Source organism: Pseudomonas danubii (assembly GCF_042980055.1).
GTDB lineage: Bacteria > Pseudomonadota > Gammaproteobacteria > Pseudomonadales > Pseudomonadaceae > Aquipseudomonas > Aquipseudomonas danubii.
In genome coordinates this window covers 5,555,209-5,572,264 of sequence record NZ_CP116502.1, presented here as the reverse complement: position 1 = coordinate 5,572,264, position 17,056 = coordinate 5,555,209, and the positions used below count along the sequence as shown (strand labels likewise).

16 protein-coding genes are annotated in these 17,056 nt (G+C 61.5%); 6 read left to right on the top strand and 10 right to left on the bottom strand.

Going from position 1 to position 17,056, the window contains the following annotated elements; translation table 11 throughout:
• The first annotated feature begins 185 nt into the window (after positions 1–185).
• The 4 genes from PFZ56_RS25045 to PFZ56_RS25030 all read left to right on the top strand — a co-directional run bounded on the left by PFZ56_RS25045 (position 186) and on the right by PFZ56_RS25030 (position 4,938).
• A complete protein-coding gene (locus tag PFZ56_RS25045) occupies positions 186–659 on the top strand; it encodes a MarR family winged helix-turn-helix transcriptional regulator (RefSeq protein ID WP_102864704.1) in 474 nt (157 codons plus the stop codon).
• Positions 656–2,125: an efflux transporter outer membrane subunit gene (locus tag PFZ56_RS25040; RefSeq protein WP_170003881.1), complete on the top strand. Its 1,470-nt coding sequence runs from the start codon at positions 656–658 to the stop codon at positions 2,123–2,125. Before PFZ56_RS25045 ends, PFZ56_RS25040 begins: the two co-directional genes overlap by 4 nt.
• Before the next feature lie 15 nt (positions 2,126–2,140).
• Positions 2,141–3,340 (top strand): HlyD family efflux transporter periplasmic adaptor subunit, encoded by a 1,200-nt coding sequence (locus PFZ56_RS25035; protein WP_102881794.1) that lies wholly within the window; start codon positions 2,141–2,143, stop codon positions 3,338–3,340.
• Positions 3,341–3,408: 68 nt separating this feature from the next.
• A complete protein-coding gene (locus PFZ56_RS25030) occupies positions 3,409–4,938 on the top strand; it encodes a DHA2 family efflux MFS transporter permease subunit (RefSeq protein ID WP_102864707.1) in 1,530 nt (509 codons plus the stop codon).
• Positions 4,939–5,190: 252 nt separating this feature from the next.
• Here PFZ56_RS25030 and lpxH read toward each other — a convergent pair whose 3' ends face one another.
• A complete protein-coding gene (lpxH, locus tag PFZ56_RS25025; protein WP_170003879.1) occupies positions 5,191–5,943 on the bottom strand; it encodes a UDP-2,3-diacylglucosamine diphosphatase in 753 nt (250 codons plus the stop codon).
• Positions 5,940–6,443, bottom strand: coding sequence for a peptidylprolyl isomerase (locus PFZ56_RS25020; protein ID WP_016965727.1), 504 nt, complete (start codon positions 6,441–6,443; stop codon positions 5,940–5,942). The genes lpxH and PFZ56_RS25020 overlap by 4 nt, the downstream gene beginning before the upstream one ends.
• A 270-nt stretch (positions 6,444–6,713) precedes the next feature.
• Between PFZ56_RS25020 and PFZ56_RS25015 the strand changes: the two genes are divergently transcribed.
• Together PFZ56_RS25015 and cysS are read left to right on the top strand one after the other, a co-directional pair.
• Positions 6,714–8,414 (top strand): glutamine--tRNA ligase/YqeY domain fusion protein, encoded by a 1,701-nt coding sequence (locus tag PFZ56_RS25015; RefSeq protein ID WP_123394607.1) that lies wholly within the window; start codon positions 6,714–6,716, stop codon positions 8,412–8,414.
• 18 nt (positions 8,415–8,432) lie between these two features.
• Positions 8,433–9,815 (top strand): cysteine--tRNA ligase, encoded by a 1,383-nt coding sequence (gene cysS, locus PFZ56_RS25010; RefSeq protein WP_102881792.1) that lies wholly within the window; start codon positions 8,433–8,435, stop codon positions 9,813–9,815.
• Positions 9,816–9,883: 68 nt separating this feature from the next.
• Here the strand turns inward: cysS and PFZ56_RS25005 are convergent, their stop codons facing one another.
• The 8 genes from PFZ56_RS25005 to nuoI all read right to left on the bottom strand — a co-directional run bounded on the left by PFZ56_RS25005 (position 9,884) and on the right by nuoI (position 17,055).
• Positions 9,884–10,201 carry a DNA-binding transcriptional regulator gene (locus PFZ56_RS25005; RefSeq protein WP_102864712.1) on the bottom strand — a complete coding sequence of 106 codons (318 nt, stop codon included), beginning with the start codon at positions 10,199–10,201 and terminating at the stop codon, positions 9,884–9,886.
• The gene (locus PFZ56_RS25000) at positions 10,188–10,538 is read right to left on the bottom strand and encodes a toxin (protein ID WP_170003877.1); all 351 of its coding nucleotides are present in this window, start codon (positions 10,536–10,538) and stop codon (positions 10,188–10,190) included. The genes PFZ56_RS25005 and PFZ56_RS25000 overlap by 14 nt, the downstream gene beginning before the upstream one ends.
• Positions 10,539–10,775: 237 nt before the next feature.
• A complete protein-coding gene (gene nuoN / locus PFZ56_RS24995) occupies positions 10,776–12,239 on the bottom strand; it encodes an NADH-quinone oxidoreductase subunit NuoN (RefSeq protein WP_015636299.1) in 1,464 nt (487 codons plus the stop codon).
• Between the two features lie 7 nt (positions 12,240–12,246).
• Entirely contained in the window at positions 12,247–13,779 is a 1,533-nt protein-coding gene (gene nuoM / locus PFZ56_RS24990) for an NADH-quinone oxidoreductase subunit M (protein WP_011062195.1), read from the bottom strand.
• Between the two features lie 39 nt (positions 13,780–13,818).
• The gene (nuoL, locus tag PFZ56_RS24985; RefSeq protein WP_115580499.1) at positions 13,819–15,672 is read right to left on the bottom strand and encodes an NADH-quinone oxidoreductase subunit L; all 1,854 of its coding nucleotides are present in this window, start codon (positions 15,670–15,672) and stop codon (positions 13,819–13,821) included.
• Complete coding sequence (gene nuoK / locus PFZ56_RS24980) at positions 15,669–15,992, bottom strand: NADH-quinone oxidoreductase subunit NuoK (protein ID WP_016964784.1); 324 nt, start codon at positions 15,990–15,992, stop codon at positions 15,669–15,671. Before nuoK ends, nuoL begins: the two co-directional genes overlap by 4 nt.
• A gap of 4 nt (positions 15,993–15,996) precedes the next feature.
• Positions 15,997–16,497, bottom strand: coding sequence for an NADH-quinone oxidoreductase subunit J (gene nuoJ / locus PFZ56_RS24975; protein ID WP_102864715.1), 501 nt, complete (start codon positions 16,495–16,497; stop codon positions 15,997–15,999).
• Between the two features lie 9 nt (positions 16,498–16,506).
• Positions 16,507–17,055: an NADH-quinone oxidoreductase subunit NuoI gene (gene nuoI, locus PFZ56_RS24970; RefSeq protein WP_003223795.1), complete on the bottom strand. Its 549-nt coding sequence runs from the start codon at positions 17,053–17,055 to the stop codon at positions 16,507–16,509.
• Position 17,056: the final 1 nt, after the last annotated feature.

Here is a 17,056-nt window from a genome sequence, read left to right as displayed (position 1 = left end):
TGGCCCCCTTCTTGTCCACACCACCTCTCCCTGATCGAACAAGGCGCCCGCTGGTTTTCAAACCGGCGGCGCTGCGCCGTTGATCAATCAAATAAACAGCAAGCTAATCACTGCGTTGACATTGGCTGCCTAGGCAGTAATATCTCGACACACACTCTCTGCCTAGGCAGCTAACTGGTGGTCAGATGAAGCATTTCAAACCCGACGACTTTCACAATTGCCATCTCGGCCTGCTGCTGGGGCGTGCCGCCCTGCTCAAGGACCGGATCATTGACACCCACATGGAGCCCCACGGCATCACAGCCGCGCAGTTCAAGGTGCTGATCATCATGGCCCAGTTCGGCGTCGATACCCCGGCCGAGCTGTGCCGCCACCTGTCCCTGGACAGCGGTTCGATGACCCGCATGCTCGACCGCCTGCAGCAGAAGGACTTCCTGGCGCGTCAACGCTCGGAGGACGACCGGCGCCAGGTGCGCCTGGTGCTGACCGAGGAAGGTCGCAAGCTTGCTGATCGGCTGCCTTACATCGGTGCCAATGCAATGAACCAGTTGGCGGGTGCCATCTCTCCCGAGGAGTTGCGCACCCTTGAGCAGATTCTCAAGAAAATTTTGCTGGCTGCCGGTGACCCGATCACCATCCTGCGTTTAGGTGAAAAATGAGCAGTAAAACCTCGCGTACCCGCCTCAGCCTGGTGCTGTTGGCCATGAGTCTGGCCGGTTGTGCCAATTACAGCGGCCTGGATACCTCCGGCGTAAGCCTTGAGGCGAAAAGCCTCGCAGCGGGACAGTCTCTCAACGGTGTGACCTTGTCGCCGGCAGCCTGGCCACAAAGTGACTGGTGGAAAAGCCTGGGCGATACCCAGCTTGACGGGCTGATCCAGGAAGCCCTGCGGGACAGCCCGGACATGCAGATCGCCAGTGCCCGTGCCCATCAGGCCAATGCTGCGGCCTATGCCGCGGATGCCGAGCGGATGCCGACCCTGGATGCCAGTGCCGGTATCAGCCGCTCGCGCCTGGCCCGTGACCAGGACCCGCTGGGGCAGGGCGGGGCCTATTCCACGGTGCGCAACATTGGCGCCAGCTTCAATTACAACTTCGATCTCTGGGGGGGCCAGCGCGCGGCCTGGGAAGCAGCGCTGGGGCAGGCCCGAGCCGCTGAAGTCGACCGCCAGGCAGCGAGTCTGACCCTGGCCGCCGATGTAGCGCGTGCCTACAGCGACCTGGGGCGTGCGCATATCGTGTACGACCTGGCGAACGAGGACCTCAAGCGTACCCGGCAGATGCTCGACCTGAGTCGCCGTCGCCTGGACTCCGGGATCGACAGTCAGTACCAGTACCAGCAGACCGAAAGTCTGGAGGCCAGCTCCCAGGCCAGCCTGATCGACGCCGAGAAGCAATTGCAGAGCGCGAAGATCGCCTTGGCCGTGTTGCTCGGCAAGGGTCCGGATCGGGCCGATGACATCTCCCGACCCAAGGTCCTGCAAGCCAGCGCCGTAGCCCTGCCTTCGACGCTGCCTGCTGAACTGCTGGGGCGCCGGCCGGATCTGGTGGCGGCTCGCTGGCGGGTGGAAGCGGCGAGCAAGAACATCGATGCCAGCAAGACCCGTTTCTACCCCAACCTCAACCTCAGTGCGCGAGCGGGCACCGAGGCGTTGCTGGGGGATGCGCTGTTCGGTTCCGCCAGTCGCTTCTTCAGTATCGCGCCGACTGTCTCGCTGCCGATTTTCGACGGCGGGCGGCTGCGGGCTGACCTGGACGCCCGGGATGCCGACTACGACCTGGCAGTCGCGCAATACAACAAGACCCTGGTGGCTGCCCTGGGGGATGTCAGCGACAGCATCTCCCAGCTGCGGGAAATCGGACGGCAGATCGTCGCCCAGCAGCACGCCACCGACATCGCTCAGGACTCTTACAACACCGTGGTCCAGCGTTTCGGCTCCGGGATCGGCAACTACCTGGACGTGCTGAGCATTGAGCAGCAACTGCTGCAGGCCCAGCGCCAGCTGGCCACGCTGAATGCTCAGCAGATCGATCTGTCGATTCAATTGATGCAGGCGTTGGGGGGCGGCTTCGGTGCCCAGAACCTGGCTTCGGCCGACCCAGCCCCAGCTCCTCAGACTAAATAATTCGAGGTATTTGTCATGGCCACTGCCGACACTCAAGCAACCGAAAACACCCCGGACGCCGGTAACTCCCGCAAGCGCAAAGTCATGCTCCTGGGGCTGACGGCCATCGTCATTCTCGGCGGTCTGGGCGTGTTTGCCTGGCACGAACTTTATGGGCGCTGGAATGAAAGCACCGACGATGCCTATGTCAACGGCAACGTCGTGGAGATCACCCCGCTGGTCACCGGCACGGTGGTCAGCATCGGCGCCGACGATGGTGATCTGGTGCATGAGGGCCAGGTGCTGATCAACTTCGACCCCAACGATGCCCAGGTCGGCCTGCAGAGTGCCGAGGCCAATCTGGCCCGCACCGTACGCCAGGTGCGCGGCTTGTACAGCAACGTCGATGGCATGCGGGCCCAAGTGGCGGCGCAGAAGGCCGAAGTGCAGAAAGCCCAGGACAACTTCAATCGCCGCAAGAACCTCGCGGCCAGCGGAGCGATTTCCCAGGAGGAACTGTCCCACGCTCGTGATGACCTGACCTCGGCACAAAATGCCCTGGCCAACGCCCAGCAGCAGCTCAACACCACCAATGCCCTGGTGGACGACACCGTAGTCTCCAACCACCCGGATGTGCAGGCCGCGGCCGCACAGTTGCGCCAGGCCTACCTGAACAACGCCCGCAGCACGCTGATTGCGCCAGTGACCGGCTATGTGGCCAAGCGCACCGTGCAACTGGGCCAGCGGGTCCAGCCGGGCACTGCACTGATGGCGGTGATTCCCCTGGACCAGCTGTGGATCGACGCCAACTTCAAGGAAACCCAGCTGCGTGACATGCGCATTGGCCAGCCGGTAGACATCGAGGCCGACATCTATGGCAGCGATGTGAAGTACAGCGGCACCATCGATAGCCTCGGCGCCGGCACCGGTAGCGCCTTTGCCCTGTTGCCGGCGCAGAACGCCACCGGTAACTGGATCAAGATCGTGCAGCGTGTACCGGTGCGTATCCACATCAATGCCGATGAGCTGGCCAAGCATCCGCTGCGGGTCGGCCTGTCGACCCTGGTGAACGTCAACCTGCGGGATCAGAGCGGCCCGGTACTGGCCCAGCAACCACCGCAAAAGGCTTCCTTCAGCACCAACGTCTATGACCGTCAGTTGGGCGAGGCCGATGCCCTGATCGCCCGTCTGATCCACGACAACAGCGCGACCATCGGCAAGACGGCCCAGCGCTGATTCGCCAATCCGTCAACCCTGGTTTCGTCTAGAGACCAGGGTGCCAGCCCAGTTCCTAAGGATTCGCGATGAGCAATAACGCGTCTTTCACGCCTCCCAGCCTGCTGCTGAGCACCATCGGCCTGTCACTGGCGACCTTCATGCAGGTGCTCGATACCACCATCGCCAACGTGGCGTTGCCGACCATCTCTGGCAACCTTGGGGTGAGTTCGGAGCAGGGCACCTGGGTCATTACCTCGTTCGCCGTGAGCAACGCCATTGCCTTGCCACTGACCGGCTGGCTGAGCCGGCGTTTCGGTGAAGTGAAGCTGTTTATCTGGGCCACCCTGCTGTTTGTGCTGGCCTCGTTTCTCTGCGGTATTTCCACCTCGATGCCCGAGCTTGTTGGCTTTCGGGTGCTGCAAGGGGTGGTAGCAGGTCCCCTGTATCCCATGACCCAGACCCTGCTGATTGCCGTCTACCCGCCCGCGAAGAGGGGGATGGCCCTGGCGCTGCTGGCCATGGTCACGGTGGTGGCGCCGATTGCCGGGCCGATACTCGGTGGCTGGATCACCGACAGCTACAGCTGGCCGTGGATCTTCTTTATCAATGTGCCGATCGGCCTGTTTGCTGCCTGGGTGGTTCAGCAGCAACTGAAGGCGCGACCGGTGGTGACCAGTCGCCAGCCGATGGACTATATCGGCCTGCTGAGCCTGATCGTCGGGGTCGGTGCCTTGCAGATCGTTCTCGACAAGGGCAACGACCTGGACTGGTTCGAGTCCAACTTCATCATCGCCGGCACGCTGATCTCGGTGATTGCCCTGGCGGTGTTCGTGATCTGGGAAATGACGGATCGGCATCCGGTGGTCAACTTGCGGCTGTTCGCCCATCGCAACTTCCGCATCGGCACCATCGTGCTGGTGGGCGGTTACGCCGGGTTCTTCGGGATCAACCTGATCCTGCCGCAATGGTTGCAGACCCAGATGGGCTACACCGCCACTTGGGCCGGTCTGGCCGTGGCACCGATTGGCATTTTGCCGGTGCTGATGTCGCCCTTTGTCGGCAAGTACGCCCACAAGTTCGACCTGCGCCTGCTGGCTGGCCTGGCGTTCCTGGCCATTGGCCTGAGCTGCTTCATGCGTGCCGGATTCACCAATGAGGTGGACTTCCAGCACATCGCCCTGGTGCAGCTGTTCATGGGGATTGGTGTGGCGCTGTTCTTCATGCCGACCCTGAGCATCCTGATGTCCGACCTGCCGCCGCACCAGATCGCCGACGGCGCCGGCCTGGCGACCTTCCTGCGGACGCTGGGGGGGAGCTTTGCGGCGTCGCTGACGACCTGGATCTGGATTCGTCGGGCGGATCAGCACCATGCCTACATGAGCGAAAGCATGAGCATCTTCGATCCGGTCACCCGGGATGCGTTGAACAACCTCGGCGGTGCCAGCACCCAAGCCTACGCGCAGTTGGACCAAGTGCTCACCAGCCAGGCGTACATGCTCTCGACCGTGGACTATTTCACCTTGCTGGGCTGGGGCTTCATGGGCCTGATTCTGTTGGTGTGGTTGGCCAAGCCACCGTTTGCCGCCAAGGCCGGCCCGGCGTCGGCGGGGCATTGATGCCCTTCGCCGGTAAACCAGCTCCCTTGTAGGCGATGGCTTGCCAGCGAAGGCGTCCGTAAGGGCGATGCCGGGCCTGCTGGCCTTTTCGCCGGCAGCCGGCTCCTACAGTGGGGCATTTGTTGTAGGAGCTGGCTTGCCAGCGAAGGCGTCCGTAAGGGCGATGCAAGGCTTGCTGGCCACTTCGCCGGCAAGCCGGTTCCTACGGTGGGGCATTTGTTGTAGGGGCTACTTGCCAGCGAAGGCGTCTGTTCAGGACGAACCGGGCAACGCCAGCTGCGTGGGTACGAAATCGAACGCAGCCAGTTGGAAACCCTGCTCGTCCACCTGCAATGCCCAGCCCTGTCGATCCCAATCCCCCAGCACGATGCGTTTGGCGGCCTGTTGGCCAATCTGCAACTTGTGAATCGCCGGGCGGTGGGTATGGCCATGAACCAGGGTGCCCACTCCATGTTCGCGCATGACCCGCGGTATTTCGTCCGGGGTCACATCGACAATGTCGTTGGCTTTCATGCGCGTCTGGGCGCGGCTTTCGTTGCGCAGCTTGCGCGCCAGCTTGCGCCGGGTGCGCAAGGGCAGATGCCGCAGAATCCACAGGCTCAACGGGTTGCGCAGGTAACGACGCATGCGCATGTAGGCTTCGTCGCGGGTGCACAGGCTGTCGCCGTGCATCAGCAGTACCGGCTCACCGTAGAAGTCGACGACGCTGGGGTCCTTGAGCAGGGTGGCGCCGGCTGCCTTGCAAAAGGCCTGGCCGAGCATGAAGTCGCGATTGCCGTGCATCAGGAAGATCTGCGTGCCGCTGTCGCTGAGCTCGCGCAGTGCCTGGCAAATGGAAAGCTGGTAGGGGGTCATGGCGTCGTCGCCGATCCATACCTCGAAGAAGTCCCCGAGGATGTACAGCGCCTCGGCGGCGCGGGCGCGCCCACCGAGTAAATCCAGAAACGCCCGGGTAATGTCCGGGCGTTCCTCTTCCAGATGCAAATCTGAAATCAGCAGTATCACTCAATGATCTCGGCTTTCTCGATGATCACGTCTTCTGCGGGTACGTCCTGGTGGCCGGATTTCATGGTGGTGGCCACGCCTTTGATCTTGTCGACCACTTCAGTGCCGGCGATCACTTTACCGAATACTGCGTAGCCCCAGCCTTGAACGGTTTTGCCGCTGTGGTTGAGGAAGCTGTTGTCGGCGACGTTGATGAAGAACTGCGCGGAGGCCGAATGCGGCTCCATGGTACGGGCCATGGCGACGGTGTACTTGTCGTTGGAAAGGCCGTTGTCCGCTTCGTTCTGGATGCTTGGACGCTTGTCTTTCTTTTCTTTCATGCCAGGTTCGAAGCCGCCGCCCTGGATCATGAAGTTACCGATGACGCGGTGAAACACGGTGTTCTCGTAGTGCCCGGCTTTCACGTATTCGACGAAGTTGGCCACGGTCAACGGGGCTTTCTCGGCGTTCAATTCCAGCACGATCTCGCCGTGGTTGGTGGTCAGTTTGACTTGGGTCATGGTCGGTACTCTTTATAAGGAGAAGCGTTTTCAAGAAAATCCTGGGTAGCGGGGCACGCATGCGGTCCGCACCGATTTGGCCATCCTGCAGCCAAGGAGCGCAGTTTAGCGTGACCGCCATGAATTTCGAGGCTGTTTTTTCACTTGCACGCTATTAATAGCCGCAGTTTTAAAGCTGCGCTCTGTCAGGCACTTGACAGCATCGGCTATGATACTCGTTTTGATTTATCAGGCCGCACCCGGCCGCGCACTTGTACGTTCAAGGATCCTATGAGCAAGCCCACTGTCGACCCTACCTCGAATTCCAAGACTGGACCGGCCGTACCGGTCAACTTCCTGCGCCCGATCATCCAGGCGGACCTGGACTCGGGTAAGCACACACAGATCGTGACCCGCTTCCCTCCGGAGCCCAACGGTTACCTGCACATCGGTCACGCCAAGTCGATCTGCGTGAATTTCGGCCTGGCTCAGGAGTTCGGTGGTGTCACCCACCTGCGCTTTGACGACACCAACCCGGCCAAGGAAGACCAGGAGTACATCGACGCCATCGAAAGCGACGTCAAGTGGCTGGGCTTTGAGTGGTCCGGTGAAGTGCGCTATGCCTCGCAATATTTCGACCAATTGCACGACTGGGCCGTGGAACTGATCAAGGCAGGCAAGGCCTACGTCTGCGACCTGACTCCCGAGCAAGCCAGGGAGTACCGCGGTAGCCTCACCGAAGCGGGCAAGAACAGCCCGTTCCGCGAGCGTTCGGTTGAAGAGAACCTGGACTGGTTCGCCCGCATGCGTGCCGGCGAATTCCCAGACGGTGCACGGGTGCTGCGGGCCAAGATCGACATGGCCTCGCCGAACATGAACCTGCGCGACCCGATCATGTATCGCATCCGCCATGCCCATCACCACCAGACCGGTGACAAGTGGTGCATCTACCCCAACTACGACTTCACCCACGGTCAGTCGGACGCCATCGAAGGCATCACCCATTCGATCTGCACCCTGGAATTCGAAAGCCACCGTCCGCTGTACGAATGGTTCCTCGAGCACTTGCCGGTGCCGGCGCACCCGCGTCAGTACGAATTCAGCCGCCTGAACCTGAACTACACCATCACCAGCAAGCGCAAGCTCAAGCAACTGGTGGACGAGCAGCACGTGAATGGTTGGGACGACCCGCGCATGTCGACCCTGTCGGGCTTCCGCCGCCGTGGCTACACCCCGGCATCGATCCGCAATTTCTGCGAGATGGTTGGCACCAACCGCTCTGACGGCGTGGTCGACTACGGCATGCTGGAATTCAGCATCCGCCAGGACCTCGACGCGAATGCCCCGCGCGCCATGTGCGTGCTGCGTCCGTTGAAAGTCGTGATCACCAACTACCCGGAAGACCAGATCGAGAACCTCGAACTGCCGCGTCATCCGCAGAAAGAAGAACTGGGCGTGCGCAAGCTGCCGTTCGCCCGTGAAATCTACATCGACCGTGATGACTTCATGGAAGAGCCGCCGAAGGGCTACAAGCGCCTGGAGCCGGCCGGCGAAGTGCGTCTGCGCGGCAGCTACGTGATCCGTGCTGATGAAGCGATCAAGGATGCCGAGGGCAATGTCGTCGAGCTGCGCTGCTCCTACGATCCGGACACCCTGGGCAAGAACCCTGAAGGCCGTAAGGTCAAGGGCGTGATCCACTGGGTGCCGGCTGCCGCCAGCGTCGAGTGCGAAGTGCGCCTGTACGATCGTCTGTTCCGTTCTCCGAACCCGGAGAAGGCCGAGGACAGCGCGAGTTTCCTGGACAACATCAACCCTGACTCCCTGCAAGTGCTCACTGGTTGTCGTGCCGAACCCTCGCTGGGCAACGCACAGCCGGAAGACCGTTTCCAGTTCGAGCGCGAAGGCTACTTCTGCGCGGATATCAAGGACTCGAAACCCGGTGCTCCGGTATTCAACCGTACCGTGACCCTGCGCGACTCCTGGGGTCAGTGATTCAGTCAAGGAACTAACGTGCTAACGATCTACAACACGCTCACCAAGAGCAAAGAAGTCTTCAAGCCTTTGGATGGCAACAAGGTGCGCATGTACGTGTGCGGCATGACCGTGTACGACTACTGCCACCTTGGGCACGGCCGCAGCATGGTGGCCTTCGACCTGATTACCCGCTGGCTGCGTTTCAGCGGTTATGACCTGACGTACGTGCGCAACATCACCGATATCGATGACAAGATCATCAATCGTGCCAATGAGAACGGTGAGTCCTTCGAGGCCTTGACCGAGCGTATGATCGCGGCGATGCACGAGGACGAGGCGCGGCTGAATATCCGCAAGCCGGACATGGAGCCGCGGGCCACCGACCATATCCCTGGCATGCACGCGATGATCCAGACCCTGATCGACAAGGGTTATGCCTACGCTCCGGGCAATGGCGACGTGTACTACCGCGTCGGTAAGTTCATGGGCTATGGCAAGCTGTCGCGCAAGAAGATCGAAGACCTGCGCATCGGTGCGCGGATCGAAGTGGATGAGTCGAAGCAGGACCCGCTGGACTTCGTGCTGTGGAAAGCCGCCAAGCCGGGCGAGCCGAGCTGGGAGTCGCCGTGGGGGGCTGGTCGTCCGGGCTGGCATATCGAGTGCTCGGTGATGTCCACCTGCTGCCTGGGTGAGACCTTCGACATTCATGGCGGTGGCAGCGATCTGGAGTTCCCGCACCACGAGAACGAGATTGCCCAGAGCGAGGCGGCGACCGGCAAGACCTACGCCAATGCCTGGATGCACTGCGGCATGATCCGCATCAATGGCGAGAAGATGTCCAAGTCCTTGAACAACTTCTTCACCATTCGCGACGTGCTCGACAAGTACCATCCGGAAGTGGTGCGTTACCTGCTGGTGGCCAGCCACTACCGCAGCGCCATCAACTACTCGGAAGACAACCTCAAGGACGCCAAGGGCGCGTTGGAGCGTTTCTATCACGCGCTCAAGGGCCTGCCAAAAGTCGCTCCGGCAGGTGGCGAAGCCTTCGTCGAACGTTTTACCCAAGTAATGAACGACGACTTCGGTACTCCGGAAGCCTGTGCCGTACTGTTCGAGATGGTGCGTGAGATCAACCGCCTGCGTGAGAGCGATATCGATGCGGCGGCGGGTCTGGCAGCGCGTCTGAAAGAGCTGGCCAGCGTGCTGGGCGTGCTGCAACTGGAAGCCGATGACTTCCTGCAGGCCGGTGCCGAAGGTCGGGTCGATGGGGCACAGGTCGAGGCGCTGATCCAGGCCCGTCTGGCAGCCCGTGCCAACAAGGATTGGGCTGAGTCCGACCGTATTCGCGATCAGATCACCGCCATGGGCGTGATTCTGGAAGACGGCAAGGGCGGTACGACCTGGCGCCTGGCTGACTAAGCTGGCGTTTGCTGCAACAAGAAACCCGCCTGGTGCGGGTTTTTTGTTGCCCTTCGAACAGTGCCGGATCAGGCCAGCGAGGCGAGGCGCTCCACTGTGTCCGGGTAGCGCTCCACCAGGCGCATCAAGGTCGTGGCCTGGGCGTTGGGTGTGGCGCGGCCTTGTTCCCAGTTTTCCAGGGTACGGGTGTTGGTGCGCAGGTACATGGCGAATACTGAACGCGAGAGGTTGAGTTGCTGGCGGATGTTCATCACCTCGGTAGCAGTGATGGGGGGCAGTTTGTCCAGCTTCACTTTATGGCTGCGCAGGGTGATCTTGCCCTGGCGCTCCTGGGTGAGGGCGTCGATGCCTTCTACCAGTTCGGAAAAGATGTCACGTTTGGTCATGTCTTCTGGCCTCGATTTCACGTTCCAGCAGTTGTTTGAGCAGTTGTCGGTGCTGCGGTAGCAGGTCGTCCATCTGCTCCTTGTCGAACAGGGTGAAGAGCCAGAACTGCGCCCCTCCGGACCACCAGTAATAAATCACTCTCAGCCCGCCACGCCTGCTCTTGTTGCGTCGCTCATCGACGAAACGCATCTTGCGCAAGCCGCCAGTGCCCTGAATCAGAACCCCCGCGTGCGGGTGGCGCAGCAACTCGATCTGCAGTTCGCAGAACAACTCGTCGTCAAGGAAGTCCTTTCGGTATCGTGCAAATGCCGGTAGTTCAATAAACAGAGCATTCATTTTATACGCTTCCTGCGTATAGATTGGATGACGCTGCAGCTTTGGTCAAGGCCCGCTGAGCGCCGCGTTTGATCTGGCAACAGTCTATGCCTGCGGCATTGGGCTGAATGTCGGACCGGGCCGACGTGACAGGAAGGGCGATTCCGAGTTTCGCTGGGAAGAGGGGAGGGCAGGGCCCTGAAATGCAAAACGGCACCCGAAGGTGCCGTTCTGTTTGTTGCGTTGAAACCTAAGCGATCAACCCGCCAGGCCGGAGTGCTGGACCAGGGTCAGCAGCGGCTGTGGGTATACGCCGAGGAAGAACGCCAGGACCGCGATGGCCAGCAGCATGACGCCACCGGCTTTCTGTTCCCAGTGCAGTTGGGCATCGACGCGACGCAGGTTCGGCTCGATCAGGTACAGGGTGACCATCACTCGCAGGTAGTAGAAGACGCCGATGGCGCTGCCCATGACCAGGGAACCGACCAGCCACCATTGATGCGCTTCGACACCGGTAGCGATGATGTAGAACTTGCCGATGAAGCCCGCGGTCAGCGGGATACCGGCCAGGGACAGCATCATCACGGTGAGGACGGCGGTCAGGTACGGACGGCGCCAGAACAGGCCACGGTACTCGTACAGGGCGTCGGCATCACGGCCTTTGTACGGCGAGGACATCAGGGTGATCACACCGAAGGCACCGAGGCTGGTGATCACGTAGGTGACCAGGTACACGCCGATGGCTTCCATGGCCAGGCCCTTGCTCGCCACCAGGGCGATCAGCAGGTAACCGAAGTGGGCGATGGACGAGTAACCCAGCAGACGCTTGAGGTTGCTCTGGGTCAGCGCCAACAGGTTGCCCACCAGGATCGAGGCGATGGCGATCACCGTCAGCACGTTGCTCAGGACACCGCTGCTGGCCACTGGCGAGAGCTGGAACAGACGCACCAGTACCGCGAACACCGCCACCTTGCTGGCGGTGGCCAGGAAGGCGGCGACCGGGGCCGGGGCGCCTTCGTAGACGTCCGGAGTCCAGAGGTGGAACGGTACCAGCGACAGCTTGAAGGCCAGGCCGATCAGCATCATGCCCAGGCCCAGTTGCGCCAGCGGGCTTGGCAGCCCAGTGGCGGCCAGGGCTTGACCGATACCGCTGAAGCTCAGGCTGCCGGCTTCTGCGTAGAGCAAGGCCATGCCGAACAACAGGAAGCCCGAACCGGCGGCCGACAGCACCATGTACTTGATGCCGGCTTCCAGGGAGCGCTTGTTGAAGAAGGCATAGGCCACCAGGCCGTAGACCGGTACCGAGAGCAGCTCCAGGCCGATGAACAGGCCGGCCAGGTTCTGCGCGCTGACCAGCACCAGGCCACCGGCGGCGGCCAGCAGGATCAGCAGGTACAGCTCTTCACGGTTGCCCGGGTAGCCGCTGCTGCCGTCGCCCAGGTAGGCGTGGGCCAGGGTGACGCAGGCCAAGGTGGCCACCAGGATCAGGGCCATGTAGAGGCAGGCGAACTGGTCGATCTGCAACAGCGGGGTGACCGCCAGGGGTGCCACTTTCAGCACCGGGAAGATCGACAGCAATGCCAGGTTCAGACCGGCCACCGACAGCAGGAAGGTCTGGGCGTGGTTGCGCCGCCAGGCGATCGCCAACATCACCACCACAAGGGTGGCGCTGGTGATCAGCAGCGGCGCCAGGGCTATAAAGTGTTGAATCGTAAAGTCCATAGCGCTCTTACCGGGCCGAAGCGAGTTGAGTGAAGGCGGTGCTGAGCCATTGCTGCACGCCATGCATGGTGGCGGCAGAGGTATCGAGGAACGGTTGCGGGTACACGCCGATGTAGATCAGCAGGACCGCCAGTCCCAGCACCATGATCAGTTCGCGAGCATCCATGCCGTGCAGCACCGCGTCCGATTTGGACGGGCCGAAGTAGGCACGGTGGATCATGATTAGCGAGTAGACCGAGCCGAACACCAGGCCGGACGTCGCGATCGCGGTGATCCATGGCGCACTGACGAAGGTGCCGATCAGGATCAGGAACTCGCCGACAAAGTTACCGGTGCCCGGCAGGCCCAGAGAAGCGGCCGCAAAGAACAGGCTGATGGCCGGCAGGTAGGCGATACGCGACCACAGGCCGCCCATTTCACGCATGTCGCGGGTATGGGTGCGTTCGTACAGCTGGCCGCTGAGGATAAACAGCGCGGCTGCCGAAACACCGTGGGCCAGCATCTGGATCACCGCGCCCTGCAGGGCCTGCTGGCTGCCGGAGTAGATACCGATCAGCACGAAGCCCATGTGGGAAACGCTGGAGAAGGCGATTAGACGCTTGATGTCGGTCTGGGCGAAGGCCAGGAAGGCGCCGTAGAAGATGCCGATCAGACCCAGGGTCATGGCGATCGGTGCGAACTCTGCCGAGGCGTTGGGGAACAGTGGCAGGGCGAAACGCAGCAGGCCGTAGGCCGCCGTCTTCAACAGGATGCCCGCCAGGTCCACGGAACCGGCGGTCGGTGCCTGGGCGTGAGCGTCAGGCAGCCAGGAGTGGAACGGCACCACGGGCAGCTTCACCGCGAAGGCGATGAAGAAGCCGAGCATCAGGATGTACTCGGTGGCGGTGGACATCTTGGTCTTCAGCAACTGGGCGTAATCGAAGGTGATCACCCCGGTGTTGTTGAAGTTGACCAGCACCAGACCCAGGATCGCCACCAGCATGATCAGGCCGGAAGCCTGAGTGAAGATGAAGAACTTGGTTGCTGCGTAAATCCGGGTTTTCTTGCCGTCTGCCGAGCTGTGACCCCAGAGCGCGATGAGGAAGTACATCGGCACCAGCATCATTTCCCAGAAGAAGAAGAACATGAACAGGTCCAGCGCGAGGAACACGCCGACCACACCGCCCAGGATCCACATCAGGTTCAGGTGGAAGAAGCCCACGTGACGCTGAATCTCTTTCCAGGAGCAGAGTACCGAGAGGATACCCAGCAGGCCGGTCAGCAGGATCATCAACAGCGACAGGCCGTCCAGGGCCAGGTGCACGTTGATGCCGAAGCGCTCGATCCACACATGCTTGAACTCGATGGCCCAAGTTGGATCGGCGCCAGGCGCCGGAGCAAATGAATAGTTACCGTGGGCCCACAGCCAGAGGCCGAGAGCGAGTTCCAGGGTCATGGTCAACAGCGCAATCCAGCGGGGGAGGGTGGCGCCGAAGCGCTCACCCAGCCAGCACAGCAGGCCGCCGATGAAGGGGATCAGGATTAGCCAAGGCAGAATCATGACGGGCTCAATTCCTTTCGCAAGTTCGCAAGGTTCATATCAGACCGCTACCAGCACAATGGCGCCGATGACCAGCACGGCACCGGCTGCCATCGAGGCGGCGTACCAACGCAGTTGACCGGTCTCGGTACGGCTCAGGGAGTTGTGACCCCCTTTGGCCATACGCGGGATCAAACCGATGGTCTGATCGAGCGGGTCCTTGCGCAGTACATGGCTGATGGCCAGGTATGGCTTGACGAACAGTTTGTCGTAGATCCAGTCGAAGCCCCAGGCGGCGAACCACCAGGCCGAGAGCAGACGCCCGATGCCGCTGTTGGCGATGGCGGTCACAACGCGACGCTTGCCAAGGAACAACAGGGCGGCCAGCAGGATACCGGCCAGGGCGATGGCGCCCGAGGCGATTTCCAGGCTGTGCTTGGCTTCGCCACCGGCATGACCGACGCTCAGCGGCAGTACACCATGCAGGGGCGGAGTGATCATCGCGCCGATCCCGGTGGACAGCACGATCAGCACCACCAGCGGCAGCCAGTGGGAAATCCCGTGGCCGGCGTGGGCTTCGGTCTTGGCTTCACCGTGGAAGGTGATGAAGATCAGGCGGAAGGTGTACAGCGAGGTCATGAACGCACCCACCAGACCGGCGTACAGCAGGCCATGGTTGCCACTGGCGAAGGCTTCCCAGAGGATCTCGTCCTTGGAGTAGAAGCCTGCGGTTACCAGAGGCAGGGCTGCCAGGGCAGCACCACCGACGATGAAGCTGGCGTAGGCCAGAGGCAGTTTCTTCCACAGGCCGCCCATCTTGAAGATGTTCTGCTCGTGGTGGCAGGCAACGATCACCGCACCGGAAGCAAGGAACAGCAGGGCCTTGAAGAAGGCGTGGGTCATCAGGTGGAAGATCGCGCCGTCCCAGGCGCCAACGCCCAGGGCCAGGAACATGTAGCCGATCTGGCTCATGGTGGAGTAGGCGAGGATCCGCTTGATGTCGGTCTGCACCAGCGCGGCGAAGCCGGCCAGTACCAGGGTCACGCCGCCCACCAGGCCTACCAGGTGCAGGACCTCCGGTGCCAGTGTGAACAGGCCGTGGGTACGGGCGATCAGGTAGACGCCGGCGGTGACCATGGTCGCGGCGTGGATCAGTGCCGAAACCGGGGTCGGGCCGGCCATCGCGTCCGCCAGCCAGGTCTGCAGCGGCAGTTGCGCGGATTTACCCACGGCGCCGCCCAGCAGCATCAGGGTCGCCAGGGTGATCCAGAAGTCGCCGGCCTGGAATTTCTGCGGTGCCAGCACCAGCAGTTCCTGGACGTTCAGCGTGCCCACCTGTTGGAACAGGATGAACAGGCCGATGGCCATGAACACGTCGCCGATACGGGTGACGATAAAGGCCTTGAGTGCGGCGTTACCGTTGTTGCGGTTGCTGTAGTAGAAACCGATCAACAGGTAGGAGCACAGGCCCACGCCTTCCCAGCCGAAGTACAGGAACAACAGGTTATCGCCCAGCACCAGGAACAGCATGCTGGCGATAAACAGGTTGGTGTAGGCGAAGAAGCGCGAGTAGCCGGCTTCACCGCGCATGTACCAGGACGCGAACAGGTGGATCAAAAAGCCCACGCCCACCACCACACCCAGCATGGTCACGGACAGACCATCCAGGTACAGGGCGAAGTTCGGCGCGAAACCGTCCACCGACATCCACTGCCACAGCACCTGGGTGTAGTGACCACCCTCAGGCGGCGCAACGTTGAATTGCCAGATCACGTAGGCGGCCACGATGGCCGATAGGCCAATGGAGCCGACGCCGATCAGGGCCGAGAGGTTTTCCGAGAGGCGTCCCCGGGAGAACGACAGCAGCAGGAAACCGATCAGGGGGAATACGAAAGTCAGAAAGAGAAGGTTCATCCGCGCATCTCGCTGGCTGCATCGATATCGAGAGTGTGGAAGCGGCGGTACAGCTGCAGCAGGATCGCCAGGCCAATACTGGCCTCGGCGGCTGCCAGGCTGATCACCAGGATGAACATCACTTGTCCATCCGGTTGCGCCCAGCGGGCGCCCGCAACGATGAAGGCCAATGCCGAGGCGTTCATCATCACTTCCAGGCTCATCAACACGAAGAGGATGTTACGGCGGACCATCAGGCCGACCAGACCGAGGCAGAACAGGATGCCGGCAACTGCCAGGCCATGTTCCATCGGGATAGTACCGAGAGGGATAGTAGGCATCGTGTTACTCCTTCGCCTCGTTGCGGCCCAAGTGGAACGCCGTGACGGCTGCGGCGAGCAGCAGCATCGAGGCGAGTTCGACCACCAGTAGGTAAGGGCCGAACAGGCTGATGCCCACGGCCTTGGCGTCGACGGTGGTTTGACCGATACCGGCACCGCTCTGGTGGCTGAACAATACGTACAGCAGTTCAGCCAGCAGCAGGGCGGCGAGAATCACCGGGCCGATCCAGATGCCGGGCGTGAGCCAGATGCGCTCCTGCTGAGCCGCGGCCGGGCCGAGGTTGAGCATCATCACCACGAACACGAACAGCACCATGATGGCGCCGGCGTAGGCGATCACTTCCAGGGCACCGGCGAACGGTGCGCCGAGGCTGAAGAAGGTCATGGCCACGGCGATCAACGAAATGATCAGGTAGAGCAGGGCGTGCACAGGGTTGGTGTTGGTGACCACGCGCAGCGTGGAAACAACGGCAACACCTGATGCGAAATAGAAAGCGAATTCCATCGTTCTTCCTTAAGGCAGCAAGCTCTTCACGTTGATCGGCTCGGCTTCATTCTGCGCGGAGCCTTTTGGCTTACCGGCAATGGCCATACCTGCAACACGATAGAAGTTGTAGTCAGGGTTCTTTCCGGGACCGGAGATCAAGAGATCCTCTTTCTCGTAAACCAGGTCCTGACGTTTGAACTCGGCCATCTCGAAATCCGGTGTCAGCTGGATTGCGGTGGTCGGACAGGCTTCCTCGCAGAGGCCGCAGAAAATGCAGCGCGAGAAGTTGATGCGGAAGAAGTCCGGGTACCAGCGACCGTCTTCGGTTTCAGCTTTCTGCAGCGAGATGCAACCCACAGGGCAGGCCACGGCGCACAGGTTGCAGGCAACGCAACGCTCTTCGCCATCGGGGTCGCGAGTCAGGACGATACGGCCACGGTAGCGTGGCGGCAGGTACACCGGCTCTTCGGGGTATTGCAGGGTGTCGCGTTTGCGAAAGCCGTGACCGAACACCATCACCAGGCTGCGCAACTGGGTACCAGTACCCTTAACGATGTCGCCAATATATTTGAACATG